The sequence below is a fragment of the Azospirillum sp. A1-3 genome, assembly GCF_023806445.1.
GTDB lineage: Bacteria > Pseudomonadota > Alphaproteobacteria > Azospirillales > Azospirillaceae > Azospirillum.
The window spans coordinates 2395250-2419955 of sequence record NZ_JAMSLU010000001.1; the positions used below are offsets into that span (position 1 = coordinate 2395250).

Annotated in this window: 30 protein-coding genes; 12 read left to right on the forward strand and 18 right to left on the reverse strand. The window is 67.6% G+C overall.

The window, feature by feature from the left end:
- Positions 1-99 precede the first annotated feature (99 nt).
- Positions 100-861 (forward strand): SDR family NAD(P)-dependent oxidoreductase, encoded by a 762-nt coding sequence (locus M5E06_RS11500; protein ID WP_252138254.1) that lies wholly within the window; start codon positions 100-102, stop codon positions 859-861.
- A 90-nt stretch (positions 862-951) separates the two neighbouring features.
- On the opposite strand, the gene M5E06_RS11505 is transcribed toward M5E06_RS11500, so the two are convergent.
- Positions 952-1149 (reverse strand): hypothetical protein, encoded by a 198-nt coding sequence (locus M5E06_RS11505; RefSeq protein WP_109076115.1) that lies wholly within the window; start codon positions 1147-1149, stop codon positions 952-954.
- A 327-nt stretch (positions 1150-1476) separates the two neighbouring features.
- On the opposite strand from M5E06_RS11505, the gene M5E06_RS11510 reads away from it, so the two are divergent.
- Positions 1477-2025, forward strand: a complete 549-nt coding sequence (locus M5E06_RS11510) for an NADPH-dependent FMN reductase (protein WP_252138255.1) — start codon at positions 1477-1479, stop codon at positions 2023-2025.
- Between the two features lie 71 nt (positions 2026-2096).
- Here the strand turns inward: M5E06_RS11510 and M5E06_RS11515 are convergent, their stop codons facing one another.
- Positions 2097-3299, reverse strand: a complete 1203-nt coding sequence (locus tag M5E06_RS11515) for an aspartate transaminase (protein ID WP_109155111.1) — start codon at positions 3297-3299, stop codon at positions 2097-2099.
- A gap of 383 nt (positions 3300-3682) precedes the next feature.
- Here M5E06_RS11515 and M5E06_RS11520 point away from each other — a divergent pair, with 383 nt between their 5' ends.
- Positions 3683-4120 carry a c-type cytochrome gene (locus M5E06_RS11520; RefSeq protein ID WP_149197760.1) on the forward strand — a complete coding sequence of 146 codons (438 nt, stop codon included), beginning with the start codon at positions 3683-3685 and terminating at the stop codon, positions 4118-4120.
- A 67-nt stretch (positions 4121-4187) separates the two neighbouring features.
- Here M5E06_RS11520 and M5E06_RS11525 read toward each other — a convergent pair whose 3' ends face one another.
- A complete protein-coding gene (locus M5E06_RS11525) occupies positions 4188-5330 on the reverse strand; it encodes a cytochrome-c peroxidase (protein ID WP_252138256.1) in 1143 nt (380 codons plus the stop codon).
- Between the two features lie 228 nt (positions 5331-5558).
- Positions 5559-6257: a cytochrome b/b6 domain-containing protein gene (locus M5E06_RS11530; RefSeq protein WP_252138257.1), complete on the reverse strand. Its 699-nt coding sequence runs from the start codon at positions 6255-6257 to the stop codon at positions 5559-5561.
- A 240-nt stretch (positions 6258-6497) separates the two neighbouring features.
- On the opposite strand from M5E06_RS11530, the gene M5E06_RS11535 reads away from it, so the two are divergent.
- Both M5E06_RS11535 and M5E06_RS11540 read left to right on the forward strand, forming a co-directional pair.
- Complete coding sequence (locus M5E06_RS11535) at positions 6498-6734, forward strand: DUF4170 domain-containing protein (protein ID WP_085090438.1); 237 nt, start codon at positions 6498-6500, stop codon at positions 6732-6734.
- Positions 6735-6806: 72 nt separating this feature from the next.
- On the forward strand, positions 6807-7361 hold the full coding sequence (locus M5E06_RS11540; protein WP_252138258.1) for a metallophosphoesterase family protein: 555 nt from the start codon (positions 6807-6809) through the stop codon (positions 7359-7361).
- On the opposite strand, the gene M5E06_RS11545 is transcribed toward M5E06_RS11540, so the two are convergent.
- The 6 genes from M5E06_RS11545 to M5E06_RS11570 all read right to left on the reverse strand — a co-directional run bounded on the left by M5E06_RS11545 (position 7347) and on the right by M5E06_RS11570 (position 13449).
- The gene (locus M5E06_RS11545; protein WP_252138259.1) at positions 7347-9728 is read right to left on the reverse strand and encodes a putative bifunctional diguanylate cyclase/phosphodiesterase; all 2382 of its coding nucleotides are present in this window, start codon (positions 9726-9728) and stop codon (positions 7347-7349) included. The two genes, M5E06_RS11540 and M5E06_RS11545, sit on opposite strands and share 15 nt — an antisense overlap.
- Before the next feature lie 233 nt (positions 9729-9961).
- Entirely contained in the window at positions 9962-10744 is a 783-nt protein-coding gene (locus tag M5E06_RS11550; protein WP_252138260.1) for a capsid assembly protein, read from the reverse strand.
- 45 nt (positions 10745-10789) lie between these two features.
- Complete coding sequence (locus M5E06_RS11555) at positions 10790-11074, reverse strand: Bbp19 family protein (RefSeq protein ID WP_252138261.1); 285 nt, start codon at positions 11072-11074, stop codon at positions 10790-10792.
- Complete coding sequence (locus M5E06_RS11560; protein WP_252138262.1) at positions 11067-12659, reverse strand: portal protein; 1593 nt, start codon at positions 12657-12659, stop codon at positions 11067-11069. The genes M5E06_RS11555 and M5E06_RS11560 overlap by 8 nt, the downstream gene beginning before the upstream one ends.
- Positions 12638-13036, reverse strand: coding sequence for a hypothetical protein (locus M5E06_RS11565; RefSeq protein ID WP_252138263.1), 399 nt, complete (start codon positions 13034-13036; stop codon positions 12638-12640). Before M5E06_RS11565 ends, M5E06_RS11560 begins: the two co-directional genes overlap by 22 nt.
- Positions 13033-13449 (reverse strand): hypothetical protein, encoded by a 417-nt coding sequence (locus M5E06_RS11570; protein ID WP_252138264.1) that lies wholly within the window; start codon positions 13447-13449, stop codon positions 13033-13035. Before M5E06_RS11570 ends, M5E06_RS11565 begins: the two co-directional genes overlap by 4 nt.
- A gap of 161 nt (positions 13450-13610) precedes the next feature.
- On the opposite strand from M5E06_RS11570, the gene M5E06_RS11575 reads away from it, so the two are divergent.
- Both M5E06_RS11575 and M5E06_RS11580 read left to right on the forward strand, forming a co-directional pair.
- Complete coding sequence (locus M5E06_RS11575) at positions 13611-14243, forward strand: S24 family peptidase (protein ID WP_252138265.1); 633 nt, start codon at positions 13611-13613, stop codon at positions 14241-14243.
- 88 nt (positions 14244-14331) lie between these two features.
- Positions 14332-14637, forward strand: a complete 306-nt coding sequence (locus M5E06_RS11580) for a hypothetical protein (RefSeq protein ID WP_252138266.1) — start codon at positions 14332-14334, stop codon at positions 14635-14637.
- Here the strand turns inward: M5E06_RS11580 and M5E06_RS11585 are convergent.
- Positions 14613-15461: a branched-chain amino acid aminotransferase gene (locus tag M5E06_RS11585; RefSeq protein ID WP_109152084.1), complete on the reverse strand. Its 849-nt coding sequence runs from the start codon at positions 15459-15461 to the stop codon at positions 14613-14615. The genes M5E06_RS11580 and M5E06_RS11585 overlap by 25 nt on opposite strands.
- Positions 15462-15690: 229 nt before the next feature.
- Here M5E06_RS11585 and M5E06_RS11590 point away from each other — a divergent pair, with 229 nt between their 5' ends.
- A complete protein-coding gene (locus tag M5E06_RS11590) occupies positions 15691-15888 on the forward strand; it encodes a hypothetical protein (protein WP_252138267.1) in 198 nt (65 codons plus the stop codon).
- Positions 15889-15955: 67 nt separating this feature from the next.
- Here M5E06_RS11590 and M5E06_RS11595 read toward each other — a convergent pair whose 3' ends face one another.
- The 7 genes from M5E06_RS11595 to M5E06_RS11625 form a co-directional block, all read right to left on the reverse strand.
- Positions 15956-16732 carry a succinate dehydrogenase iron-sulfur subunit gene (locus M5E06_RS11595; protein ID WP_109152086.1) on the reverse strand — a complete coding sequence of 259 codons (777 nt, stop codon included), beginning with the start codon at positions 16730-16732 and terminating at the stop codon, positions 15956-15958.
- Positions 16733-16758: 26 nt separating this feature from the next.
- Positions 16759-18543, reverse strand: a complete 1785-nt coding sequence (sdhA, locus tag M5E06_RS11600) for a succinate dehydrogenase flavoprotein subunit (RefSeq protein WP_109152087.1) — start codon at positions 18541-18543, stop codon at positions 16759-16761.
- 5 nt (positions 18544-18548) lie between these two features.
- Positions 18549-18944, reverse strand: coding sequence for a succinate dehydrogenase, hydrophobic membrane anchor protein (sdhD, locus tag M5E06_RS11605; protein ID WP_109076099.1), 396 nt, complete (start codon positions 18942-18944; stop codon positions 18549-18551).
- A gap of 11 nt (positions 18945-18955) precedes the next feature.
- A complete protein-coding gene (gene sdhC / locus M5E06_RS11610; protein WP_098738833.1) occupies positions 18956-19345 on the reverse strand; it encodes a succinate dehydrogenase, cytochrome b556 subunit in 390 nt (129 codons plus the stop codon).
- Between the two features lie 276 nt (positions 19346-19621).
- Entirely contained in the window at positions 19622-19885 is a 264-nt protein-coding gene (locus M5E06_RS11615) for a hypothetical protein (protein ID WP_014248979.1), read from the reverse strand.
- A gap of 103 nt (positions 19886-19988) precedes the next feature.
- The gene (gene rlmN, locus M5E06_RS11620) at positions 19989-21158 is read right to left on the reverse strand and encodes a dual-specificity RNA methyltransferase RlmN (protein WP_252138268.1); all 1170 of its coding nucleotides are present in this window, start codon (positions 21156-21158) and stop codon (positions 19989-19991) included.
- A gap of 78 nt (positions 21159-21236) precedes the next feature.
- Positions 21237-21803, reverse strand: a complete 567-nt coding sequence (locus M5E06_RS11625) for an invasion associated locus B family protein (protein ID WP_109152090.1) — start codon at positions 21801-21803, stop codon at positions 21237-21239.
- 248 nt (positions 21804-22051) lie between these two features.
- On the opposite strand from M5E06_RS11625, the gene M5E06_RS11630 reads away from it, so the two are divergent.
- The 4 genes from M5E06_RS11630 to M5E06_RS11645 all read left to right on the forward strand — a co-directional run bounded on the left by M5E06_RS11630 (position 22052) and on the right by M5E06_RS11645 (position 24695).
- Complete coding sequence (locus tag M5E06_RS11630) at positions 22052-22426, forward strand: response regulator (protein ID WP_109076094.1); 375 nt, start codon at positions 22052-22054, stop codon at positions 22424-22426.
- Positions 22427-22565: 139 nt separating this feature from the next.
- Complete coding sequence (locus M5E06_RS11635; protein ID WP_252138269.1) at positions 22566-22838, forward strand: DUF1272 domain-containing protein; 273 nt, start codon at positions 22566-22568, stop codon at positions 22836-22838.
- A gap of 200 nt (positions 22839-23038) precedes the next feature.
- Positions 23039-24220 carry a M20 aminoacylase family protein gene (locus M5E06_RS11640; protein WP_252138270.1) on the forward strand — a complete coding sequence of 394 codons (1182 nt, stop codon included), beginning with the start codon at positions 23039-23041 and terminating at the stop codon, positions 24218-24220.
- Between the two features lie 7 nt (positions 24221-24227).
- The gene (locus tag M5E06_RS11645; protein WP_252138271.1) at positions 24228-24695 is read left to right on the forward strand and encodes a protease complex subunit PrcB family protein; all 468 of its coding nucleotides are present in this window, start codon (positions 24228-24230) and stop codon (positions 24693-24695) included.
- Positions 24696-24706 lie beyond the last annotated feature (11 nt).

Genomic DNA, 24706 nt, shown 5'->3' on the forward strand with positions numbered 1-24706 from the left:
GGTAACCGAGCCATCTGGTAAACAACAAGTGCGATCGCATCCTGTTGGACACAAGACCGGCGCCATGCGCGGACCGGTCGCAATTAAGGAGGAGATGCCATGAACATCCAGGGTCTGTCCGCCATCGTCACCGGCGGCGCCTCGGGCATGGGGGCGGCGACGGCGCGTCATCTGGCCGGTCTCGGCGCCAAGGTGACCGTGCTGGACGTCAATGAGGACGCGGTTCTGAAGACCGCGCACGAGATCGGCGGGCTGGGTCTGGTCTGCGACGTCACCGACAGCGCCTCCGCCGAGCGGGCGATCGATCAGGCGCGCTCCGCCCATGGCCCGGCCCGCATCGCGGTGAATTGCGCCGGCATCGCCCCGGCCCAGCGCATCGTCGGCCGCGACGGTCCGATGCCGCTGGAGAATTTCCGCTCGGTGATCGAGGTCAACCTGATCGGCAGCTTCAACATCCTGCGGCTGGCCGCGGCCGACATGGCAAAGCTGGATCTGCTGGACAGCGGCGAGCGCGGCGTGATCGTCAACACCGCCTCCGTTGCCGCCTATGAGGGGCAGATCGGGCAGGCCGCCTATGCCGCGTCGAAGGGCGGCATCGTCGCTCTGACCATCTGCGCCGCCCGCGACCTCGCCCGCCACGGCATCCGCGTGATGACCGTGGCCCCCGGCCTGATCGGCACGCCGATGCTGCTGAACATGCCGCAGGAGGTTCAGGACAGCCTCGCCGCGACGGTCCCCTTCCCCAAGCGCTTCGGCAAGCCGGAGGAATACGCCCGCCTCGTCCAGCACATCCTGGAGAACGAGATGCTGAACGGCGACGTCATCCGCCTGGACGGCGCCATCCGCATGGCGCCGCAGTAAGAGCGTCGATCATGTGACGGAGCGGCCCGGTCGCGGGGCCGCTCCCCCCCGGTCTTAAAGCAGGCTTTAGAGCAAACTTCAGAACAGGCGTCAGATCTGGGCCATGGCGGCTTCGTCCGCCCGTTCCGCCTCGCCCAGCAGGTCGATCAGCAGAGTGGTGCAGTGTTGAAGCCGCTGGTCGGCGGTGGCGGTCGCCATGTCGCGGCCGGTCTGCTCCTGCCATTCCTGCAGCATCAGCGCCAGATGTTTACGGACGTGGTCATCCCGATCCAGTCGCCGCGTCGCCATGTTGCCTCCCCTATGTCCGTTCCGACCACACAAACGGCCAAAACCGATGGGCACGCCCAGTTGCGCGCACCATCCTTTGTGTACCCTCTAATTAGGTAGCCGTCCCCTCCGTCAACAGTCGGATCCCAAGATGGTCACAGCCGGACCGGACGCTCACATAGGTCCTGTCGTATCGAAAATTCGGCCATGAGCTGTTGGAAAGCCGAGACCTATTGGAAAGCTGCACTTGGACCGACCATGTCAACGCCATCGGATCCATTGCCCAGGTCGGGGTGGGCAGCGGCCTACAGGACTGCCCGTCGAAAATTGAGGAAAGGCAACCGCTTCATGACCGATGCAACGGTGCGTGCAAAACTGCTGGGCCTGCCCGGCAGCCTGCGCAGCAACTCCAACTCGCTGGCGGTGCTGCGCGGCTTGCAGGACGCCCTGCCGGCCGGTGTCAGCATGGACATCCGCGACCTGCGCCTGCCGCTCTACGACCAGGACATCGACAAGCCCGACGCCCCGGCGGAGGTCCATGCCCTGCGTCAGGCCATCGCCGAGGCCGACGGCGTCGTCATCGTCACGCCGGAATACAATTACGGCATGCCGGGCGTGCTGAAGAACGCGCTCGACTGGGCCTCGCGCCCCTATGGCAAGTCGGCGCTGATCGGCAAGCCGGTACTGGTCATTTCCAACTCTCCCGCCTTCACCGGCGGCGTGCGGGCGCATCAGCAGGTGAACGACACGCTGCTGGCGCTTCCCGCCAAGCTGACGGCCGGCCCGCAGGTCGTGATCGGCGGTGTCGCCGACAAGATCAAGGACGGCAAGCTGGCCGACGAAGCGGTGCTGAAATTCTCGCTGGGCGCCATCGACAGGATGCTCACCGCGAAGTAGCGCGCCACAAAGGAAAAGGGCCGGCACCCCATGGGATACCGGTCCTTTTCCTTACTCGGTCACCGCGGCGATCAGCGCAGGTTGCCGCAGGCGCGCTGGATGCGCTTGCACGCCTCTTCCAGCGCTTCCGTCGAGGTCGCGTAGGAGATGCGGAAGTGCGGGGCGAGGCCGAAGGCCGAACCCTGGACGACGGCGACGCCCTCCGACTCCAGCAGGTAGGTGACGAAATCCTCGTCGGTCTCGATCACCTTGCCGTCCGGGGTGGTCTTGCCGATGGTGCCGGCGCAGGACGGATAGACGTAGAAGGCGCCTTCCGGCTTCGGGCAGCTGATGCCGTTGGCCTGGTTCAGCATCGACACCACCAGATCGCGGCGCTGGCGGAAGGCCTCGCCACGCTCCTTGATGAAGTCCTGCGGACCGTTCAGCGCCTCGACGGCGGCGGCTTGGGCGATGGAGGTCGGGTTGGAGGTCGACTGGCTCTGGATGACGCCGATGGCCTTGATCAGCTCCTTCGGGCCGCCGGCATAGCCGATGCGCCAGCCGGTCATCGCGTAGGACTTCGACACGCCGTTGACGGTCAGGGTGCGGTCGTACAGCGACGGCTCGACCTGGGCCGGAGTGACGAATTCCAGGCCGTCATACAGCAGGTGTTCGTACATGTCGTCGGTCATCACCCAGACATGCGGGTGCTTGACCAGCACGTCGGTCAGCGCCTTCATCTCGGCGCGGGTATAGGCGGCGCCCGACGGGTTCGACGGCGAGTTCAGGATCAGCCACTTGGTCTTCGGCGTGATCGCCTTTTCCAGGTCGGCGGGCTGCAGCTTGAAGCCCTGCTCGGCCGGGCAGGAGACGAAGACCGGCGTGCCTTCCGCCAGTTCCACCATGTCCGGATAGCTGACCCAGTAGGGGGCCGGGATGATGACCTCGTCGCCCTGGTTCAGCGTCGCCATCAGGGCGTTGTACAGCACCTGCTTGCCGCCGACGCCGACGGTGATCTGCTCCGGCGTGTACTTCAGGCCGTTCTCGCGCTCGAACTTGGCGCAGATCGCCTTCTTCAGGGCGGGGGTGCCGTCCACCGCGGTGTACTTGGTGTCACCGGCCTCGATCGCCTTGATAGCGGCGGCCTTGATGTTGTCGGGGGTATCGAAATCCGGCTCGCCGGCACCCAGGCCGATGACGTCGCGACCGGCCGCTTTCAGCTCGCGGGCTTTGTTGGTCACGGCGATGGTCGGCGACGGCTTGATGCGGGACAGGCGGGACGCGATGATCGACATGGCGATGGGCCCCCTCAGGGCTATGGAGACGGTGTGGCGGAGACGTCGTTGAGACGTCTGCCCCTCCGGGTGGAAGGCGCGAGGCGGGACCTTACTTCCGCTCCACCCCGGTTGCAAGGCCGGTCGGGCGGTGAAAACCGCGCGCTTCAGCGGTTTTTCCGCCCTGTGGCGGCGCCGTACCGGGCCGCAGTCATGGGCGTTCCCAACCATTCAAGGGTCAAGGTGTCGCCACCGGCAAATCCCGAATCCAACCCGTCGCAGCATTATTTCTTACAACACAAATGAACACCATGACGGAGCGGCATCGTCACCCCCACTTCACTTGACAGCTTCAGCATGGCGGTGTGTAACGTCTGGCGTGGGGGACAAAATTCAAAGAAGGGATGAGAACCGTGTTTTCCCGTATCGTGCTTGCGGCGTCGGCCGCGCTGATGCTGACCGGCGGCGCTGCTCTGGCCCAGGACGTGATCCAGACCCGCAAGGCCGGGTTCGAGGACTACAAGAAGGCGATGGGCGAGATCAAGGACGCGGTGGGCAAGGGCGACCTCGCCGCCATCGGCCCGGTCACCGACCGCATCGATGCCTTCGCCGCCAAGATCCCGACCCTGTTCCCGCCGGGTTCCGACAAGGGCAAGACGGCGGCCAAGGAAGTGATCTGGGCCAACTTCCCGGATTTCACCGCCAAGGCGCATGACCTGCAGGCGTCAGCCAACGCGCTGAAGGTCGCTGCCGCTTCCGGCGACAAGGCCGCCACCGGCAAGGCGTTCGGCGCCATGGCCGACAGCTGCAAGGCCTGCCACCAGCGCTACCGCTCCGAATAAGCGGCTGGCCTGACACGAAAAGCCCTTCCCCACCGGCGTGGGGAGGGGCTTTTTCTTTGGCGAGCCCTTACTTGAAGACGGGCTGCGGCGTGGCCGGCGTGCTGGCCGGCAGCAGCGGGTAGTCGACGCGCGGCTGCTGGCCGGTCAGCGCGGTCAGGAAGGCGGTGATCTTGTCGATCTCCTGGTCGGTCAGGGTGGCGCCGAGCTGGCTCGACCCCATCACCGCAACCGCCTGCCGCAGGTCCCACACCTTGCCGGAATGGAAATAGGGCGCGGTCAGCGCGACGTTGCGCAGGGTGGGCGCGCGGAAGACATACTCGTCGTCGGCCGTCTTGGTGACGGCGAAACGGCCCTTGTCGCCCGGCGGCAGGATCTCCGCCCCCGGCTTGGTCACGACGCCGAAGGGGAAGTAATCGTGGCCGCCGACATTGACGCCGTTGTGGCAGCCGGCGCAGCCCTTGTCGATGAACAGCTCCAGACCGGCCTTCTGCGTGTCGGTCAGCGCATCGGCCTTGCCCTCCAGATACTGGTCGAAGGGAGCGGCGGGGGTGGTCAGCGTCGCTTCGAATGCTTCGATCGCCATGGCGACATTGTCGAAGCTGACCGGGGTCTTCTCGTTGGGGAAGGCGTCGGCGAACTTGGCCTTGTAGGCGGGGATGCTGTTCAGCACCGCCATCACGCGGTCGGGCGTGCTGTTCATCTCCACCCCAGCCTGGATCGGCCCCTTGGCCTGGGCCTTCAGGTCTTCCGCCCGGCCGTCCCAGAACTGGGCGACGTTCAGCACCGCGTTCAACACGGTCGGCGCGTTGCGCGGCCCCTTCTGCCAGCCATGGCCGACCGACGTCTCCAGCCCGTCGACACCGCCGAGCCCCAGATTGTGGCAGCTGTTGCACGAGAAAACGCCGCTGGCCGACAGGCGCGGGTCGAAGAACAGCATCTTGCCCAGTTCGATCTTCTCATGAGTGACCGCATTGTTGCGGACCACGGGCAAGGTGGCGGGCAGCGGCTTGAACAGCTCGCGCGCGCGGCCCATCAGGGTGTCACCACCGGCAGCGGCGCCAGTTGCGGCCCCAGATGCGGCCCCGGATGCTGTCGATTCGGCGGCCGGCGCCGCGCCTGCGGTGGCGGACAGGATGCCGAGAGCGGCGGCGGTGGCGACCAGCAGCCCCTTCAGCGCTGCGGTCGGGCTTTGTCCGGTTTGTGCGTGCATGACTGGCGGTCTCCCGGCCGGCCTACATTCTCACCGCAACCTGAAGCTTCATTCAGGCAAAGGTCGATCGATCCCGGAAATCGGGCCGGCCTCATTGGTTTCGTGACGTTTCGTGCGGATCAATCTGGAGTTATTCTAGATTAGAAGACGTGAAGCCCCAGACGGCGCATTGTCGCACGATCCATCGGTATATGCCGCGGAGGTACGGCTCCCCGCCGGCCGGCAGGATCAACCAGCGGCCCGTAGCACCAGGAAGACCAGCCCGGCGGTCGCAGCCAGAACCGCCAACGCCAGCGCCGCCGGGGCGCGCCGCGGCTCCGTCGCCGCCAGCCGCGCCGGCAGGACCTTGCGGCCGGTGACCATCGGACGGATCAGGTTGTCGCGCTTGACCAGCAGATAGAAGAACACCGCGACCACATGCAGACCGACCAGCACGAAGATGCCGTTGGCGAGCAGCCGGTGCAGCGAACTCAGCAGCGCCACCGTTGCGCCGGAGACCATCGGCACCAGCGGGCCGTCAACCAGAATGTCGTCGCTGGTGAACAGCCCGCTGCCCGCCTGGACCAGCAGGACCAGCAACAGCGCCACCACCATCAGCGCGCCCAGCGGGTTGTGGCCCAGGGTGAGGGCAGCCCCCCCGCCCGCACGCGACCGCCTCAGATAGTCGCGGATGGCGCCCGGCCCCTTCACGAAATCGGCGAAGCGCGCGGTCTGGCTGCCCACCACGCCCCAGACCAGCCGGAACAGCACGAGAATCAGAACTGTTTCACCCGCCAACATATGAACATCAAGCACACCAAGCTCGGCCGACAGAATCGCGACCGCCACCACGGCGACCAGTGCCCAATGAAACAGGCGGGTCGGCAGGTCCCAGACACGCAGCTCGCGCCCGTGTTTCTCCCGAGTCGCGGTATGACCACTTGGCATCGCTCGATCCTCGCAGTGTTCGGCCGTGTTTCCGGCGTCCGTCATCTGCGGCAAATGGACGGATTCTTTATGCTGATCCTGAAAACGCCGCGGTTCCGTGGTGGCAAAGGTCGGTGGACCTGTCAACAGGCTTGAAGCGCCGCCCGGACGGCGGATATGAGAATGCGACGCATCAGCCGGCTTACCGGCGCAAAGACAGCCATAACTCCCCAATCACTCCCGGCTACAAGGACAAAGGTCATGCCCGACAAACAGCTCCTCCATCTCGTGTTCGGCGGCGAACTCGTGCGTCCGGACACGGACCAGTTCGTCGATCCGTCGAAGCTGCACATCGTCGGCATCTTCCCGAGCTATGAGGACGCCTACAAGGCATGGCGCGGTGCCACCGGTCAGACCATCGACGATGCCCACACCCGCTATTACATCGTCCACCTGCACCGCTTCCTCGACCCGGCGGCGGACGACCACAAGCATTGAGGACCGCCCGGCGCGCCGTCGGCGGGGTCCCGGTGCGGGAACCGCCCCCGGCGCGCCGGCGTTGACCGGTCGATGACCGTATACTTCACCTCCGACACCCATTTCGGCCATGGCGGCGCCCGCGGCCGTTTCCGCCGCCCCTTCGAATCCACCGCAGAGATGGATGCGGCGATGGAGGCGAACTGGAACGCCACCGTCGGCCCCGACGACGTGGTCTGGCACCTCGGCGACTTCGCCCTGCACATGAAGCCCGAGGCCATGGCCGCCCTGCTCGGCCGGCTGAACGGCACCAAGCATCTGATCGCCGGCAACAACGACGGCCCCGCAACGTTGACGCTACCCGGCTGGGCCAGCGTCGGGCATTACGCCGAACTGACGCTGGACGGGGTCGATCTGGTCATGTGCCATTACGCCTTCCGCACCTGGAACGGCATGCACCGGCGGGCGCTGAACCTGCACGGCCACAGCCATGGCCAGTTGAAGCCGCAGCCCCGGCAGATCGACGTCGGCGTCGATGTCTGGAATTTCCGTCCGGTCACGCTGGCCGAACTGATGGTTCCCCGCCCGCGGCGGAAGGCGATCCCGGCTTCAGGCCCGGCTTCAGGCGGCGCGTCAGGCAGCCCCTAGCGCCGCCTGACGCAGCCGCTCCATCAACAGGCGGCAGGCGGCCTCGGCCGGCACCGGGCGGCCGGTCAGCCAGCCCTGGACCTGGGTGCAGTTGTGGTGGCGCAGGAAATTGGCCTGCTCCGTCTTCTCCACCCCTTCGGCCACCACATGCAGGCCCAGCATGTCGGCCATGGCGATGATGGTGGAGACGATGCCGGCATCCTCGCGCTCGTTCGGCACGCCGTTGATGAAGGAGCGGTCGATCTTCAGCGTGGTGATCGGCAGCCGCTTCAGATAGCTCAAGCTGGAATGGCCGGTGCCGAAATCGTCCACCGCCACCCGGATGCCCATCGCCTTCAACGCCGCCAGCACGGCCAGCGCATGGTCGATGTCCTGCATCACTGCGCCCTCGGTGATCTCCAGTTCGATCAGGCCGGGCGGCAGGCCGTGGCGGTCGATGATGCGCTGGAAATCCTCGGCGCTGCGGTTGCGCAGATGCTTGGGCGAGATGTTGACGGCGACCGGCACCGGCTCCATCCCCGCATCCAGCCATTCGCGCATCTGGCGACAGGCCTCGTCCAGCACCCAATCGCCCAGCGGCACGATGAAGCCGGTCTCCTCCGCCACCGGAATGAACTCGCCGGGCGGGATCATGATTCCCCGCTCTGACGCCTCCCCCGGCTTCTCCCAGCGCAGCAGAGCCTCGAAGCCTTCCAGCGAGTAGTCGATCAGCGACACCTTGGGCTGGTAATGCAGGCGGAACTGCTTCAGCGCCAGCGCCGCCCGCAGATCGCCATCCAGCGCCAGTTGGCGCCGCGCCTGTTCGGCCAGTTCGGGGCGGAAGAAGGCATGGCGGCGGCCGCCCATCCGCTTGGCGGCATAGAGCGCCGTCTCGGCCGAGCGCAGAAGCGCCTGCGGGTCGTCGCCATCCCACCGTCCCTCGGCGGCCTCTTCGCCGGCGAGGTCGGTCGGATAGACGGCGATGCCGACCGCCGGGCGGACGTAATGCTCGCAGCCCGGCAGGGTGACCGGCGCGTCGAAGGCGTCCAGGATGCGCCCGGCGATCGCCGCCGCCTCGTCGGCATCGCGGATCTCCTCCAGCACGACGGCGAAATCGTCGGTGCCGATGCGGCCGACCAGATCGGCGGCGCGCACGGAGGCAACGATCCGCCGCGCCACCTCCTGCAGCAGCGCGTCGCCGGCCTGATGGCCCAGCGTGTCGGTGATCAGCTTGAAGCGCGACAGGTCGAGGCACAGCACGGCGAAGGGGCGCCGGTAACGGCGGCTGCGCTCCACCGCCGCCTCCAGCAGCGATTCGATCATCGCGCGGTTGGGCAAGCCGGTCAGCCGGTCGCGGGTGGCCAGACGCATCAGCTCGCGTTCATGGCGCAGCCGTTCGGTCACGTCGGCCAGTGCGCAGACGAAGCCGCGCCGCCCCTGCACCACCAGCGGCGAGACGCTGAGCGAGGCGTCGATCCGTTCGCCGCTTCCCGCGCGCTCGATCCCCAGTGCCTCTTCCCGCACCGGCTCCGAAACGTCCGCCTCCGCCGCCATACCGGCCAGCAGCGCATCGATCCGCGCGCGGTCGGCGGCGGCGAACAGCGCGGACAGCGGCCGGCCGCGCAAATCCCCGGCGGGCACGCCGAACAGCGCCACCGCGGCGGGGTTGTATTCCTCGATCCGGCCGCGGGCGTCGACCAGCAGGATCGCCTCGCCGACATTGTTCATGATGCCGGCCAGCCGCTCGTCCCGCTCGATCAGGGCGATGGCGGCGCGGCGGAAGAACTCCATGGCGCGGGCCATCGCGCCGAATTCGTCGCGGCGGTCGCAGCCGGGAATGTCGATGTCGGTCCGCCCCTCCGTCAGCAGGCGCATGCGGTCGGACAGCGCTTCCAACGGCCCGACGACATGCTGCGACAGGAAGCGCGACCCCGGCCAGCTCAGCACCAGCAAGGCCGCCAGGAACAGCAGGAAACCCGACGCCTCGATCAGGAAATCGCGGTCGAGGTCGCCGATGTCGCCGGCGGTGGCGATGGCCCAGCCCCAGGGCTCGAACCGTCCCTGCGCCGTCACCGCGCGGTCGATGGCCGGCCAGCCCGGCGGCACGATGCCGTCCGTGAAAATCCTGACATGAAAGGGCTTGGCGGACAGCGCCTGCAGGGCCGTCCGCGCGCGGTCACGCGCCTCGTCGCCGGAGATCGCGCCGGAGGAGGCCGACCGTTCCAGATCGCGCAGCAGCAAGCCCGCCGACTCCACCAGGGCGGCAGCGACCTGCCCCCGCTCGGCGATCATGCCCTGCCGCAGCAGGTAGAGCGCGGGAATCGCCGCCATCAGGCAGCCGATCAGGCCGATCCAGGTCAGCCAGCGAATCTTGCGGCGCAGCGTCATCGGGCCTGGCGTCGCTCTCTTATCCGTTCGATAAACGGACGGTTAGTCATGCACAGGGAAAAGTGACGACTTCGTTTCAGTCGTGCAATGCAATTTTTCTTCGCACGCGCAACAGACACCTGTCCAACCTATACGAAGGTTGCATGCTGCGGCGCTTTGTCCCTGTCCGCGCACTTGGCGTCGGCCGCCACTCGCCTTGTGCTGGCGGGGATGGCGGCCGACAACGGCTCAACTCAGCGCTGGCCGGGGTAGAGGCGCTGGAACCCTTCGGTGACGCGGGCGATCACCGCCGGATCGCGGTCCCGCCAATAGCGCGGGTCGCGCATCAGGGTGCGCAGTTCGGCCTCGCCCTCTCCACCGGCCGGGCGGTTGCCCGCCATCGACAGGGCGGCGGGCTCGCTGCCGGTCATCATCGCGTAGAGCGCCATGACACCTTCGTAGGTGGTCGCCAGCCCCTCCACCGCGGCCGGCGGCAGGGTCTTGCCGGCCCAGGCCAGCAGTTGCCGCGACACCTCGCGCCAGCGCTCCTCGCCGCCGAACCGGGCGACCAGCCGCTCGACCTCGCGTTCCGCCTGGAACTCGGCGGCCATGGTCTGGATCAGCGGGATCATCCGTTCGGCGGCGAGATCGTAGAGAAACTGCGCCTGGTTCGGGGTATAGCCGGCCTCGTGCAGGCGGCCGTTGATCTCCGGATCGGGCTGGAACAGGCCATGGTCGCAGGCGATGCTGTAGCCGTCCGGCGTCTCCGGCGCACCCAGCAGCCGGCGAAGCTGCACCGGGTCGAGGCTGGCCGGATCGAAGGGAGCCGCTTCGGGGGCCGACTCGGTCCCGGCGTCCGGCGGCGCCTGCCCGAACCGCCCCTGCGACGACAGGCGGCGTTCCAGCTCCAGATAGGATTTCAGCAGAGCCTCGACGCGCAGCGCGCCGGTCTTGGGATCGCGGAACTTCTCCGGGATCGGCAGCGGCGGAGCGCCATTGATCGCGGCGGATTCGGTCAGCAGAGTGTCGGCCATCATCAACTCCTGCAGGGAAGGGAAAGAGGAGAGCGGCAGCACCGCCGGTCAGCCCGCCCGCCCGCGCGCGACCAGCGCGAGGATGGTGGCGACCAGCTGGCGCTGTCCTTCGAGGTGGCGCAGCGCCGCCTCCGGCGCGTCGGGACCGAGCGCGCGGTCGAGCGTCATCGCCCGCAGCACCGCCAGAACCCGCAAGCCGTCACCCCCGGCGAAGCAGCGGGCGAAGCTGGGCGCCGGATCGGCGTCGGTCGCCGTGGCGGGGTCCGGACTGGCGGAGGGCGAAGCCTCCAGCCAGTCCCAGCCGGCTTGTTCGCCGGTTGGACGCTCAGCCATTGCCGACTCCGGCATCGGCCGTCGCCACGGCAGGCGCCGGCGAAGGCTGAGGGACGACAACGGAGGTGGCCGCAGGAGCGGCCGCAGGTGCGGCGACCTCCGCCCGCATCAGCTTGGCCGGCACGCCGAAGGCCTCGCCGAGCCAGTGGGCGGTCGCCGCCGCGTCCACCGTCGCCTCCGCCTCCGGTCCCAGCGCCTTGACGCTGTCCAGCCAGCGCAGCGCCGCCTGCACGTCGCGCTGGGCCTGCGCCTGGGCGAGTGGGGAGCGGTGCTGCAACTCCACCAGCCGGCCATCGACGGTGATATCGGGGATCTCGCCACGCCGGCGCAGGATCGACACCGCCCGCAGCACCAGCGGCGTCATCAGCTCCGCCTGCAGCCGGCCATAGGTGGCGCCAAGCAGCCGCGCCATCTCGACGGAGCGTTCCAGCACCTCGGTCGCGGTCATCCGCGCCGACTCCACCGGCCCCAGCCGATCGACCAGCAGCGCGTGGCGGATGCGCCCGCGCAGATCGTCCAGAACCAGCTGCGACACGTCGAACCGGCCGGGGTTGGCCAGCGGCGTCAGCCCGGCCGATCCCACCGCCTTCGGAATGATGGTGCCGGGCACCAGCCGGATGGTGGTGGGGTTCAGCACCCCGTCGTCGTCGGCCTGCCAGATGCCGGTGACGGCGATGGAGGCGTTCTTCAACACCAGTTCCACCACCTTGTTGGCGGTCTTGATGTCGGGCAGCGCCTTCATCACCGGCGAGCGGCCATAGGTCTCGCCCGGCGCCTTCAGCCAGCGGAAATTGACGAAGGGGGACTGGGCGAAGCGCCCCTGGGCCAGCCAGGACGGTTCGGCCAGCCCGCTGTCCAGCACCACGCCCCAGCGATAGGCCGCACCGTCGGGCAGCACCGCCTCGACCAGCGGAAAGCGGCTGTCGGGATCGTCGGCGGCCTGTTTGCGCAGTTCGTCGGGCAGGTCGGCTCCGGGAAAGCGCTGGAGGATCTGGGCCAGCGTCGCCTCGCTGCGGCGGAAGGTGGCGTCGAGCCGGCCGTCCGGTCCCTCCTCCAGAACCGCTTCGGCCAGCGGCACGGCGGTGAAGCGCAGGCTGGAGGGCGCGCCGGGGGCCGCCTCCTCCATCAGCAGGCTGGCGGTGCCGACGGTGACGAGGTCGAGGAAGGCCTGATGGATCTCCACCGCGAAGTTGGAGCGGTCGAAATGGGCCTGGACGATGCCGGCGGCACGGTCGAGCAGCGGGGCGACGCGATCGCGCTCCGCTCCCGTCAGGGTGGGGCCGGGCTGGAAGCCGAACCAGCGCGACCAGGGCGGCGTCAGTTCCGACAGCAGGCTGGCCGCCAATTGCTCCACCGCGTCGGGCGCGGTGCCGTCGAACAGGCGGTCGACCCGGCGTTCGCCCGGCGTGCCTCCGCCACGGAAGGGCCGGCCGTTGGGCAGCGCATGGTCGTAGCAGTCCTGCCAATGGCTTTCCCACACGGTGCGCCGTTCGCGGGCGGCACGGTAGCGCTCCAGCAGGGCCTCGGGCTCCGACAGGTCACTCTTCCGGCGGGCGGGCGGTTTCACGGCTGCGGATGCGGGCATGCGCGGTATCCTCCGGTCAGGTGGCGGTGCAGTTGCCAGGGGGTCAGCACCCGGCGGGCGCGCAGGCCGATCAGGCGCTTGACCGCCTCGACGCAGGTGAAGGGTCCCCAGGGGGCGGGGCCGGCCGGGCGGCGCAACGGCGCGGAATCCACCGTCAGCCCCTGGGCGCGGTACCAGCCCGGCAGGTCGAACTCGGCCGGCAGGTCCAGCACGGCCACGTCGGTGAAGCCCGCCAGCGGATCGACCGCCACCCAGCGCCGCCCGTCGGTCAGCAACGCCAGGCAATGGCGGAAGCCCGGCTTCAGCAGACGCAGCCACCACAGCGGCGCCTCCCCGCGGTAGACCACCCAGGCCGCCGTCCAGGGAGTGGCGGTCATCGGGCGATGCCCCGGACAATGCCCTTCTCACGCAGGGCGGGGGCGATGACGGCGAAGGCCTCGGTCCACAGGGAATGGGCGCGCTGTTCGCGGAAGCGATCCGGCTCCGGCGCACTCTGGCGGCGGCCGTAATGGACCATGACATGCAGATGGTCGCGCATCAGCTTGCGCATTCGAAACAGGCGGTCGACCACCCGCAGAACGTCCTGCGGCTCGCAGGGCCGCGCCACCTGCCCGCAGCCGGCGACGACCCGCGCGCCCGCCGCCTTGGCGTCATGCGCCTGCACCGCCCAGAACCACGCCTCTTCCGCGTCGGCGAAGGGTTCGCCGTCGACACTGTAAGGCTCCGCCTTCAAGGGCACGATCTGGGACAGGCGGGCGGCGGGCAAAGCGGAGGCGGCCGGACTCAGCATGCTGGTCTCCTTGCGGCTTCGGATTTTTGAAAGAGCGGGCGCCGGGCCTGGGTTGTGGCCGCGCCATCTGTTTGCGTTATGTTCCGACCAACGCATGCGGTCAACAGATTTATGAAAAAGTTCCTAGGGACGCTGTCGCCGCTTTATGAGATTATCGTCCCATGCTGAAACACACGGACATCTGGCGGGCCATCGACCGTCTTGCGGCGCAGCACGGGCTCTCCGCCTCCGGGCTGGCGCGGCGCGCCGGATTGGACCCGACCACCTTCAACAAGAGCAAGCGCACGACCAACGACGGCAAGCTGCGCTGGCCCTCGACGGAAAGCATCTCCAAGGTGCTGGACGCCACCGGCGCGTCGTTGTCGGAATTCGTGTCGCTGGTCGGCGACGGCGCCAGCACCGCCCCGCTGCAGCGGGTTCCGGTGATCGGCTATGCCCAGGCCGGATCGGCCGGCTATTTCGACGACGCCGGCTTTCCCGCCGGCAGCGGCTGGGACGAACTGCTGTTCCCCAGCCTGGGCGACCCTCACGCCTATGCGCTGGAGATCTCCGGCGACAGCATGGAGCCGGTCTATCGCGACGGTGACACCATCATCGTCTCCCCCGCCGCGCAGATCCGCCGCAACGACCGCGTCGTCGTCCGCACCAAGGGCGGCGAGGTGATGGCCAAGCAACTGATCCGCGAGACGGCGACCAAGATTGAACTGCTGTCGATCAACCGCGCCCACCCCGACCGCAGCATCCCGCTGTCGGACGTCGCCTGGATGGCACGGATCATCTGGGCGAGCCAGTGAGGGTGGGGGCAAACACCTCAACGGTTGGCGATCGATCCTAGGAAAATTTACCTTTGCTACCATCCAGGCAGGCGCTACCGTCCATTCCATGGACCGAGCCGCCCGCCTGGACAGCCTTCACCGCACCCATGACGGCCCGACACCGAAGCCCGAGCTTCGCACCGCCCTGCTTGGCGGCGCGGCCCGCGCCAATGCCGTCAAACGCGCCGCGACGCTCCGGCTGCACACGGACCTCGCGGCCGAAGCGCGCCTCGCCACCGCCCGGCGTCGCGGCGCACTGAGCGCGACCGCCTGTCGGACCGATGCGTGGCTGACCCGCTTGGCCGCCACGCTGGCCCATCACCGCCGGGCGGCGGTGGCGCTGCTCGATCAGCGGAACGCGTATTCCCAATAGAGCGCACGCGCCCGCTGGAAGATCGGACCGGCTGCGAAGCTGCGGTCTTCCACCTTGGTCACCGGCACGCATTTGGCGTGGTTGCCGGTGGAGAAGACCTCGTCGGCCTCAAGCAGATCCTTTGGCGTCAGGGTGCATTCCTCCACCGTCACGCCGTCGTTGCGCAGCAGAGCGATGACGCGCTGGCGGGTGATGCCGTTCAGGAAGCAGCCGTTCGGCACCGGGGTGCGCACGACGCCGTCCTTGGCGATGAAGATATTCGAAGTGGCGAACTCCGCCACATTGCCGATGACATCCAGCATGATGGCGTTCTGGAAGCCGCGCTTACGCGCCTCGGTCAGCGCCATGCCGGCGTTGGGATACAGGCAGGCGGCCTTGGCCTCGGTCGGGGCCATGGTCGGGATCGGACGGCGGCGGGTGGAAATGCAGGCGGCGAAGCCGGTCGGCTGCGGCAGCGGGTCCTCGTAGATCGACAGGACGAAGCGCGTGCTCTCCGGCGCCGGGGCGACGAAGCCGTCATCGGCGTAGAACATCGGGCGGATGTACAGTTCCGCCTCTTTCGGGAAGCGGCGGATGCCGTCCCAGCACAGCTCCTCGATCTCGCCGGCGGTGACCATCGGCTCCAGCCCCATCACCTGGGCGGAGCGGATGGCGCGGGCGCAATGCAGGTCGAGGTCGGGGGCCACGCCCTGGAAGGCGCGAGCGCCGTCGAAGACCGTCGAAGAGAGCCACAGCGTGTGGGACAGCGGTCCGACGATTGGCGGATTGCCCTCCATCCATTCGCCCTGGATCCAGCTCCACGCCTGGCCTGCCATGCCGCCCATGATTGGTCCTTCCCTAGAAAGAAAATGTGTCCATACGCTGGGCGCCGCCGGCCGGCACCGCCCATTCGTGGCTCGTCGTCGTTGGTGATCTCCCGAAGAGCATACCCCCTCTCCGCCGCCGGTCAACCGGTCCGCATGCAATCGTCCCGTGCGATGGAGCGGATCGCGGACTCGGCCGTTGATACAGGGGAGCGCACGACCGCAAACAATCGACGGAAGGAGCCACCTCATGCCGATCACCGAACCCGGCCTCAGCGCCGCCCCACCCAACCCGTTTCCCGGCCCGCACGAGGATGTCCCGGTCGTCGACCTGCCGGGGACCGACAACCCCGACCTGCCCGATCCCGGCGGTCCCGGCACCACCGACGCCCCGGCCCCCGGCAACGACCTGCCGCCGTCGCGGCCCACCGATCCCGACTTCGTCTGACCCCGTACAAACGAAAAAGGCGCCCCCGAAGGGGCGCCTTTTTCCTTGTCGCAAACGCTCTTCGCGGTCAGCGGCGCACGACCATCAGCTTCTTGATCTCGGCGATGGCCTTGGCGGGGTTGAGACCCTTCGGGCACGCCTTGGTGCAGTTCATGATGGTGTGGCAGCGATAGAGACGGAACGGATCCTCGAGGTTGTCGAGGCGCTCGCCCGTCATCTCGTCGCGGCTGTCGGCGATCCAGCGATAGGCCTGGAGCAGGATCGACGGGCCGAGGTAACGGTCGCCGTTCCACCAGTAGCTGGGGCAGGAGGTCGAGCAGCAGAAGCACAGGATGCACTCGTAGAGGCCGTCCAGCTTGGCGCGGTCCTCCGGCGACTGCAGGCGTTCGCGGCTCGGGGCCGGCGACTGGGTCTGCAGCCACGGCTTGATCGAGGCGAGCTGGGCGTAGATGTGCTTCAGGTCGGGGACCAGATCCTTCACCACCGGCATGTGCGGCAGCGGGTAGATCTTGACGTCGCCCGGAACCTCGTCGATCGCCTTCAGGCAGGCCAGCGTGTTCGTGCCGTCGATGTTCATCGCGCACGACCCGCAGATGCCCTCGCGGCAGGACCGGCGGAAGGTCAGGGTGCTGTCGACCTGGTTCTTGATGTAGATGATCGCGTCGAGCATCATCGGCCCGAACTTGTCGAGGTCGACCACATAGCTGTCGACGCGCGGGTTCTGGCCGTCCTCCGGGTTCCAGCGGTAGATCTTGAAGGTCTTGGCCCGCTTGGCGCCGTTCGCGACGTTGACGGTCTTGCCGACGCCGACCTTGGAGTTGGCTGGCAGGTTGAATTCAACCATAGCTGATTTCCTTTATCCGGCGGGCCTTAGTACACGCGGGCCTTGGGCGGGAATACCTCGACCTCGTCGGTCAGGGTGTACATGTGGACCGGGCGGTAATCGATCTTCGTCTCGCCGTTGTCCGCGACCCAGATGACGGTGTGCTTCATCCAGCCTTCGTCGTCGCGGTTCGGATAGTCCTCACGGGCATGCGCGCCGCGGCTTTCCGGACGGTTCTGGGCGGAATGCAGGGTGGCGACCGCCTGGCCCAGCAAATTGTCCAGTTCCAGCGCCTCGACCAGATCGGAGTTCCAGACCAGCGTACGATCGGAGATCGCCATCTCGCCCTTCTTGGCATAGACGGCGTCGATCTTCTTCACGCCTTCGTCCAGGACCTCGCCGGTGCGGAAGACGGCGCAGTTGTTCTGCATCGTCCGCTGCATCTCCAGCCGCAGGTCGGCCGACTTGATCGAGCCCTTGGCGTTGCGGATGCGGTCGAACCGCTCCAGCGCCTTGTCGCAGCTGTCGGCCTTGACCGACGGGGCCTTGCCCGGCTTGACGACCTCGGCGGCACGGATGGCTGCCGCGCGGCCGAACACCACCAGATCGAGCAGCGAGTTGGAGCCCAGGCGGTTCGCGCCGTGGACCGACACGCAGGCCGCCTCGCCGATCGCCATCAGGCCCGGCACCACTTGGTCCGGGTTCGAAGCGGTCGGCGACAGAACCTCGCAGTGAACGTTGGTCGGGATGCCGCCCATGTTGTAGTGGACGGTCGGCAGAACCGGGATCGGCTCCTTGGTCACGTCCACGCCGGCGAAGATCTTGGCCGTCTCGGCAATGCCGGGCAGGCGCTGGTGGATGATCTCCGGCGGCAGATGCTCGAGGTGCAGGTGGATGTGGTCCTTGTGCTCACCCACGCCGCGGCCTTCGCGGATCTCGATGGTCATCGAGCGGGACACGACGTCGCGCGACGCCAGATCCTTGGCCGACGGGGCATAGCGCTCCATGAAGCGCTCGCCGTTGGAGTTGGTCAGGTACCCGCCCTCGCCGCGCACGCCCTCGGTGATGAGGCAGCCGGAGCCGTAGATGCCGGTCGGGTGGAACTGCACGAACTCCATGTCCTGCAGCGGCAGGCCGGCGCGTAGGATCATGCCGCCGCCGTCGCCGGTGCAGGTGTGGGCCGAGGTCGCCGAGAAGTAGGCGCGGCCGTAGCCGCCGGTCGCCAGCACGACCATCTGGCCGCGGAAGCGGTGCAGCGTGCCGTCGTCCAGGTTCCAGGCCAGCACGCCCTTGCAGACGCCGTCCTCCATGATGAGGTCGAGCGCGAAGTATTCGACGAAGAACTCCGCCTCATGCTTCAGCGACTGCTGGTAGAGGGTGTGCAGGATGGCGTGGCCGGTGCGGTCGGCGGCGGCGCAGGTCCGGTAGGCCTGGGTCTTGCCGTACTGCGCGGTCATGCCGCCGAAGGCGCGCTGGTAGATCTTGCCTTCCGGCGTGCGCGAGAAGGGCACGCCGTAGTGCTCCAGCTCGATGATCGCCGGGATGGCCTCGCGGCACATGTACTCGATGGCGTCCTGGTCGCCCAGCCAGTCCGACCCCTTCACGGTGTCGTACATGTGGTAGCGCCAGTCGTCCTCGCCCATGTTGCCGAGCGCGGCCGAGATGCCGCCCTGCGCCGCCACGGTGTGGGAGCGGGTCGGGAACACCTTGGTGATGCAGGCGGTCTTCAGGCCCTTTTCGGCCATGCCGAAGGTGGCGCGCAGACCGGCGCCGCCGGCGCCGACGACGACGACGTCATAGGTGTGGTCGATGATGTTGTAGGCGGTCGCCATGGTCGTCAGGCTCCGATGAAGATCTTCACGACGGCCAGCACGCAGGCCGCCGCCAGGGCGAAGGACAGGAACTTGACGCCGATGATCAGCGCCATCTTCTGCCATTCCACATGCACGTAGTCCTCGATGACCACCTGCAGCCCGGACTGGGCGTGGTGGAAGGTGACCACGGCGGTGAGGACCATCATGACGGCCGAGAAGGGCGACTTCATCCAGGTGATGAACCCGGCGTGATCGGCGCCGAGATGGCCGATGACGCCGAAGACGAACCAGACGGTCAGCGGGACGAGCGCGATCGCGGTCAGACGCTGCGACCACCAATGTTCGGTGCCATGCTTGGCGGAACCCAGACCGCGCGCGACCTGAAGCGGCGAACGGAGGGTCTTGCTATTGGACGCCATGTCTTATCTCCTCACCACACGGCCAAGCCGACGATCCAGGTCAGCACGGTCAGCACCGCCGTCGCGCCGAGGACGACCTTGTTGTTGCGGTCGGCATCGGTCAGCTCGAACGACTTGCCGGCGTCCCAGACCAGATGGCGGATGCCGTTGCACAGGTGGTAGTACAGCGCCGCCGACCAGCCGAACATCAGCAGCAGGCCGAAGAACGACCCGATGAAGCCCTGCGCGCGCGCAAACGCCTCCGGACCGGCGGCGGCGGCGACCAGCCACCAGACCAGCAGAAGCGTGCCGACAGCCAGTCCAACGCCCGTGATGCGGTGCGTGATGGACATAACTGCGGTCAACGGGAGTTTGTAGACTTGAAGGTGCGGGGAGAGCGGCCGACCGCTGCCGTTTGCCATTGCGTCGTCCTCTGTTCGCGGCCGGACGCGGCGCAACATGACGATTGCCGCGGCGGCTGGGTGGTGCGTGCCCTTTTGGGACGGCTGTCCCGTCCTATTGGTTGGCGCAATGAATTACGCTCCCGCAGCAGCCGAGTCAACGGCGGGGGGTGGCCGAAAGTGCTGGTGTGACGATTTTGGCGCAGCGCGGGAAGTGGCTGAAAAGAAACGGCCTTCGGGTTCTGTGGTATTACCAGCGAATGAGGCCAGTCTGGGGCCGCCGCGCCTGGCCCCTCGCTACTTGTCGAAGCGGCGCACGTTCTCGACCATCATCGAGTACATCTGCGTAATCAGTTCAGCGGGTCGAAGACGGCCGAACGGAATGTTGTCCTTGGCCCATTCGACCAGCCCCGGCGGCGGCTTCACCGGCGCCACCTCGTACCCCGCCTTCTTCAGCGCGGCGGTCACCGCCTTCGCCTGCTTGGCATAATCCTCGTTGAAGAAGGACTTGTCGGCATCCTTGATCGCCTTGGCGATGATGTCCTCGATGGGGGCGGGCATACCGATGCTGGGGCCGGATCTGGTTGGCGGAAGTGCCGACACCCTGTCACAGCACGGCGCCCTCCGCAATTACCGGGGGCGACGCACTGTCGGGAAGCCGTCCTTACGACGCCAGCGCCGCGTCCTTCTCGGCGATGACGTTGGCGATGGCGGCGCGTTCGGCGGCGGTCAGGCGCAGGCTGGCGCTCTTCAACTGGCCGCAGGCGGCCATGATGTCCTCGCCGCGCGGGGTGCGGACGGGGCTGGCGTAGCCGGCATTGTTGACGATGTCGCCGAAGACCTGGATCGCCCGCGCGGTCGACCGCTCGTACGGCGCACCCGGCCATTCGTTGAAGGGGATCAGGTTGATCTTGGCCGGGATGCCTTCCAGCAGCTTCACCAGCGCCCGCGCATCGGCCGGCGTGTCGTTGATCCCCTTCAGCATCACATATTCGAAGGTGATGCGCCGGGCGTTCGACAGGCCGGGGTAATTGCGGCAGGCCTCCATCAGATCCCGCAGCGGATATTTGCGGTTGATGGGCATGATGATGTCGCGCAGCTCGTCGTTCACCGCATGCAGGCTGACCGCGAGGTTGACGTTCAGCTCCTCGCCGCAGCGCTCCATCATCGGCACGACGCCGGAGGTCGACAGCGTGATGCGTCGCTTGGAGATCGAGATGCCGTCGCCGTCCATCACGATCTTCAGCGCCTTGGCGACGTTGTCGTAATTGAACAGCGGTTCGCCCATGCCCATCATGACGATGTTCGACAGCATGCGCCCGTCGGGCGGCGCCGGCCATTCGCCCAGCATGTCGCGCGCCAGCATCACCTGCGCGATGATTTCCGCCGAATCCAGGTTGCGCACCAGACGCTGCGTGCCGGTGTGGCAGAAGCGGCAGGTCAGCGTGCAGCCGACCTGCGAGGAGACGCAGAGCGTGCCGCGATCCTCCTCGGGGATGTGGACGCTCTCCACCTCCTGCCCGTCCGGCATGCGCAGCAGCCACTTGCGGGTGCCGTCCGCCGACTTCAGGTCCTTCACCACCGTCGGCCGCGCCACGATGTAGACGTCGGCCAGCTTTTCCCGCACCGGCTTGGCCAGCGTGGTCATCTCGGCGAAATCGGTGGAGCCGCGGTGATAGATCCAGTGCCAGAGCTGGCGCGCCCGGAACTTTTCCAGGCCGATCGACAGCATCTCGGCTTCCAGCTCTTCGCGGGACAGGCCGACAAGGTTCTTGCGTCCGTCGGCATCGGTCGCCGGCGGAACGAAGGCGGAGGCATGATTGGAGGCGCTCATGGCCCCACTACATAGGGCCATGAGCGCGCGGAGTCAAAAGACTCGAGGGGAAAAAGACCAAGTAAACTGCTGTGGCGATCAGCGCTTCACGCCGCAGGCCTCGTTGATGGCGTCATAGGCCTGGCCGACGCCGGTCAGGCTGTAGGTGTCGGTCGTCTTGGTGCCGCGGCCGGACACGCCCTTCACCACCATCTGCTTGCCGTCGCGCATTGCCGCGGTCACGGCGCGGTCGCCGTCGGCATCACGGGCCCAGGCCGTCTCGCCGTCGGTGAACAGCTTGAAGTCCTTGCCGTCGATGATGACCTCGGCCTCGCTGCCCTTCTTGAACGGATAGCCGACGATGACGCTGACGACGTCCAGGGCCTTTTCCGCCGGGCGGTGGGTGACCAGCGTATAGATGTCGCCGCGCTTCGCCTTCGGCTCCGTCTTCTTGGGCTGGCTGGAGATGTAGCAGACCTTCTGCCCCTTCTCCTCGAACACGAAAGCGTTCCAGTCCTTGAAGGTGCCGAGATGGCGCGGATCGGCCGCGGCGGCCGGCGCGGCGGCCATGCCGGAGGCAAAAAGCCCGGCGGCGAAAACGGTGGACAGGACAGAACCGGCAAAGGCGGCCCCGGCAATTCGGCGGACGGCGTTGGGAAGCAACATCGGTCTTGCGTCTGCTCGTTGTTGGTCCGTGGGGTGCGGGCGGACACTACCCCAAACGGACAACGCATTCCAAGGCCGGCGGACCGGAACCGGTCTGTTTCTCACAGCGTGGCATCCAAATGACTGCAACTGGGCGCCGCGTGACATTTTGACACGCGGAATGGCGCCCGTGCTATTGACTAGGACCTCTGGCTTAGGCCGAAGTTCAGGCTATATCTGCGCGCAATAGTGAGGCGACGGGAACTGGCATGGCCAAGCTGCTTGTGGTTGACGACGATCCGGTCACGCGCAACCTGATCCGCGCGATCCTGACGCGCGAAGGTCATGACCTGACCCTGTGCGCCGGCGCCACGGAGGCGATCGGTATCCTGTATGTGCAGAAGTTCGACCTCGTCCTGACCGACATCATCATGCCGGACCATGATGGATTCGAGGTGATCAAGGCCGCCCGTTCCCTGCGTCCGGAGATGCCGGTGGTCATCCTGTCGGCCATCGACGACAAGGTGCCGTCCCAGTTGACCTCCGCCGCCTTCGCCAAGCTGGGCGTCACCCGCGTCATCGCCAAGCCGGTCAACCCCAGCCTGCTGGCGTCCGAAGTCCTGGCCGCGCTCGTCGCAGGCTGAACCACCGCATCGATGGCCTCTGCCGACGACAGCGCACCGCTTTGGCAAGATCTTCACGCCCGTCGGCATTCGTGCCACTCACCGGCCGCCGAAACTCTCGCTATCCTCCATGGCGCATCCCTGAACCGGAGACCACGCCATGCTGGACCTGCGCCCCAACTGCGAATGCTGCGACCGCGACCTGCCGCCCGAGGCGCCGGACGCCTATATCTGCTCCTTCGAGTGCACCTTCTGCGCCGACTGCCGCGCCCGGCTGCCGGGGGAACGCTGCCCGAACTGCGGGGGCGAACTGGTGCGGCGGCCGATCCGTCCGGCCTCGAAGCTGGCGGCCAATCCGCCGTCGACCACGCGGATCGTAAAGCCCGACGGCTGCACCGGGCTGTTCTCCTGCGGCGGAGCCGCGCCGTTCTAAGTCCCGGAATTGCTCTTTGCTGTCGCTGGCGTTCGCCACATAAATCGGCCAGACTGGCGCCATTACGTCCGGGATGCCGCCCCGGTCTGGCCGGTTCCGGCCGTACGCCCCATCTTCGTTGCCGATCCACTGTCCCTTGCCACCTTCTCCCGCCAGTTCCCCTGAACGCCATCCAGCCGTTCCAACCAGACGTTAGAGACATGCCGATCAACAACCGCATCGCCGCCTTCCAGGACGACATGACCGCGTGGCGGCGCGACATCCATGCCCACCCGGAATTGGGGTTCGAGGAGGAGCGCACCTCCGACATCGTCGCCGCGCAGCTGGCGGAATTCGGCATCACGGTGCATCGCGGCCTGGGCGGGACCGGGGTGGTCGGCACCCTGAAGGGGCTCGGCACCGGCAGCGGCCGGACCATCGGCCTGCGCGCCGACATGGATGCGCTGCCGATGCCGGAGGCCAACGACTTCGACCATGCCTCGCGCCATGCCGGCAAGATGCACGCCTGCGGCCATGACGGCCACACGACGATGCTGCTGGGCGCCGCCCGCTATCTGGCGGAGACGCGCAACTTCGACGGCACCGTCCACTTCATCTTCCAGCCGGCCGAGGAAGGGCTGGGCGGTGCGAAGCGGATGATCGACGACGGGCTGTTCCGGCAGTTCGACTGCGAGCAGATCTATGGCCTGCACAATTGGCCGGAACTGCCGGCCGGCCAGATCGCCGTTCATCCCGGCCCGGTGATGGCGGCGGCCAACCAGTTCGAAATCCATGTGACCGGCCACGGCGCCCACGCCGCCATGCCCCACCGCGGCATCGATCCCGTGCTGGTGTCGGCCCACATCATCACCGCGGCGCAGAGCCTGGTCAGCCGCGGCACCAACCCGGCCGACAGTGCCGTGGTGTCGATCACGGTGGTGGAGGCCGGCACCGCGGCGAACGTCATCCCCGACAGCGCGCGGATGCTCGGCACCATGCGCACCTTCTCGGAAGAGAACCACCGCCGCATCCAGGAGCAGTTCGCCCGCCTCGTCTCCAGCATCGCCGAAGGTCTGGGCGCCAAGGCCGAACTGCGCTTCCGTCCCGGCTATCCCGCCACGGTGAACAGCGAGCCGGAGGCGCGCATCGCGGCGGCGGCGGCGGCCAAGGTGGTGGGCGACGAGAATGTGGTCTGGGCCCCCGCCCCGACCATGGCGGCGGAGGATTTCGGCTATATGCTGAAGGAGCGGCCGGGCGCCTACATCTGGCTCGGCCACGGCGGACATCGCGGGCCCTCCTGCCGCCTGCACAACCCGCATTACGACTTCAACGACGCGATCCTGACCACCGGCGCCAGCTATTGGGCGTCGCTGGTCGAGACGATCCTGCCGCGGAGCGCCTGACCGTCCCATGAAGATGCCGTTCCGTCTCCGCCTGATCCCGCTGCTGTTCACGCCCGCGCTGCTTCTGGCCGCCTGCCAGGGCGGCAACGACCGTGCCGACGGCAATCTGCTGCCGGCCCAGGCGGAGGCCGGGACCGGCTGGCAGGGCGACCACAGCAGCGCCGCCGAACGCGCCTATGTCGTCGCCCGCGATTCCGGCGAATGGTCGGCGCTGTGGGCGCGGGTCGGCGAGCCGACCCCGTCCTCCCTGCCCGGCGGCCGGATGGCGGTGGCGGTCTTCCTGGGGCCGCGCGATACGGCCGGCTATGGCGTCGCCATCGACAGCGTGCAGCAGAAGGGCGCCGACCTGATCGTCGGCTATCGCGAGAGCGTGCCGGGCCCGGCCCAGGCGGTGGCGCAGATGCGCACCAGCCCCTACGCCATCCGCCTGCTGCCCAGCGCGGCGGGTACGCCGAAGTTCGTCCGGGGAAAGTAAGCCCGAGGAAA

What these genes read in the sequence shown, in the direction of transcription:
- M5E06_RS11500 (WP_252138254.1), top strand. Translation starts at nt 100, where the DNA reads ATGAACATCCAGGGTCTGTCCGCCATCGTCACCGGCGGCGCCTCGGGC.
- M5E06_RS11505 (WP_109076115.1), bottom strand. Translation starts at nt 1,149, where the DNA reads ATGGCGACGCGGCGACTGGATCGGGATGACCACGTCCGTAAACATCTG.
- M5E06_RS11510 (WP_252138255.1), top strand. Translation starts at nt 1,477, where the DNA reads ATGACCGATGCAACGGTGCGTGCAAAACTGCTGGGCCTGCCCGGCAGC.
- M5E06_RS11515 (WP_109155111.1), bottom strand. Translation starts at nt 3,299, where the DNA reads ATGTCGATCATCGCGTCCCGCCTGTCCCGCATCAAGCCGTCGCCGACC.
- M5E06_RS11520 (WP_149197760.1), top strand. Translation starts at nt 3,683, where the DNA reads ATGAGAACCGTGTTTTCCCGTATCGTGCTTGCGGCGTCGGCCGCGCTG.
- M5E06_RS11525 (WP_252138256.1), bottom strand. Translation starts at nt 5,330, where the DNA reads ATGCACGCACAAACCGGACAAAGCCCGACCGCAGCGCTGAAGGGGCTG.
- M5E06_RS11530 (WP_252138257.1), bottom strand. Translation starts at nt 6,257, where the DNA reads ATGCCAAGTGGTCATACCGCGACTCGGGAGAAACACGGGCGCGAGCTG.
- M5E06_RS11535 (WP_085090438.1), top strand. Translation starts at nt 6,498, where the DNA reads ATGCCCGACAAACAGCTCCTCCATCTCGTGTTCGGCGGCGAACTCGTG.
- M5E06_RS11540 (WP_252138258.1), top strand. Translation starts at nt 6,807, where the DNA reads ATGACCGTATACTTCACCTCCGACACCCATTTCGGCCATGGCGGCGCC.
- M5E06_RS11545 (WP_252138259.1), bottom strand. Translation starts at nt 9,728, where the DNA reads ATGACGCTGCGCCGCAAGATTCGCTGGCTGACCTGGATCGGCCTGATC.
- M5E06_RS11550 (WP_252138260.1), bottom strand. Translation starts at nt 10,744, where the DNA reads ATGATGGCCGACACTCTGCTGACCGAATCCGCCGCGATCAATGGCGCT.
- M5E06_RS11555 (WP_252138261.1), bottom strand. Translation starts at nt 11,074, where the DNA reads ATGGCTGAGCGTCCAACCGGCGAACAAGCCGGCTGGGACTGGCTGGAG.
- M5E06_RS11560 (WP_252138262.1), bottom strand. Translation starts at nt 12,659, where the DNA reads ATGCCCGCATCCGCAGCCGTGAAACCGCCCGCCCGCCGGAAGAGTGAC.
- M5E06_RS11565 (WP_252138263.1), bottom strand. Translation starts at nt 13,036, where the DNA reads ATGACCGCCACTCCCTGGACGGCGGCCTGGGTGGTCTACCGCGGGGAG.
- M5E06_RS11570 (WP_252138264.1), bottom strand. Translation starts at nt 13,449, where the DNA reads ATGCTGAGTCCGGCCGCCTCCGCTTTGCCCGCCGCCCGCCTGTCCCAG.
- M5E06_RS11575 (WP_252138265.1), top strand. Translation starts at nt 13,611, where the DNA reads ATGCTGAAACACACGGACATCTGGCGGGCCATCGACCGTCTTGCGGCG.
- M5E06_RS11580 (WP_252138266.1), top strand. Translation starts at nt 14,332, where the DNA reads ATGGACCGAGCCGCCCGCCTGGACAGCCTTCACCGCACCCATGACGGC.
- M5E06_RS11585 (WP_109152084.1), bottom strand. Translation starts at nt 15,461, where the DNA reads ATGGGCGGCATGGCAGGCCAGGCGTGGAGCTGGATCCAGGGCGAATGG.
- M5E06_RS11590 (WP_252138267.1), top strand. Translation starts at nt 15,691, where the DNA reads ATGCCGATCACCGAACCCGGCCTCAGCGCCGCCCCACCCAACCCGTTT.
- M5E06_RS11595 (WP_109152086.1), bottom strand. Translation starts at nt 16,732, where the DNA reads ATGGTTGAATTCAACCTGCCAGCCAACTCCAAGGTCGGCGTCGGCAAG.
- sdhA (WP_109152087.1), bottom strand. Translation starts at nt 18,543, where the DNA reads ATGGCGACCGCCTACAACATCATCGACCACACCTATGACGTCGTCGTC.
- sdhD (WP_109076099.1), bottom strand. Translation starts at nt 18,944, where the DNA reads ATGGCGTCCAATAGCAAGACCCTCCGTTCGCCGCTTCAGGTCGCGCGC.
- sdhC (WP_098738833.1), bottom strand. Translation starts at nt 19,345, where the DNA reads ATGGCAAACGGCAGCGGTCGGCCGCTCTCCCCGCACCTTCAAGTCTAC.
- M5E06_RS11615 (WP_014248979.1), bottom strand. Translation starts at nt 19,885, where the DNA reads ATGCCCGCCCCCATCGAGGACATCATCGCCAAGGCGATCAAGGATGCC.
- rlmN (WP_252138268.1), bottom strand. Translation starts at nt 21,158, where the DNA reads ATGAGCGCCTCCAATCATGCCTCCGCCTTCGTTCCGCCGGCGACCGAT.
- M5E06_RS11625 (WP_109152090.1), bottom strand. Translation starts at nt 21,803, where the DNA reads ATGTTGCTTCCCAACGCCGTCCGCCGAATTGCCGGGGCCGCCTTTGCC.
- M5E06_RS11630 (WP_109076094.1), top strand. Translation starts at nt 22,052, where the DNA reads ATGGCCAAGCTGCTTGTGGTTGACGACGATCCGGTCACGCGCAACCTG.
- M5E06_RS11635 (WP_252138269.1), top strand. Translation starts at nt 22,566, where the DNA reads ATGCTGGACCTGCGCCCCAACTGCGAATGCTGCGACCGCGACCTGCCG.
- M5E06_RS11640 (WP_252138270.1), top strand. Translation starts at nt 23,039, where the DNA reads ATGCCGATCAACAACCGCATCGCCGCCTTCCAGGACGACATGACCGCG.
- M5E06_RS11645 (WP_252138271.1), top strand. Translation starts at nt 24,228, where the DNA reads ATGAAGATGCCGTTCCGTCTCCGCCTGATCCCGCTGCTGTTCACGCCC.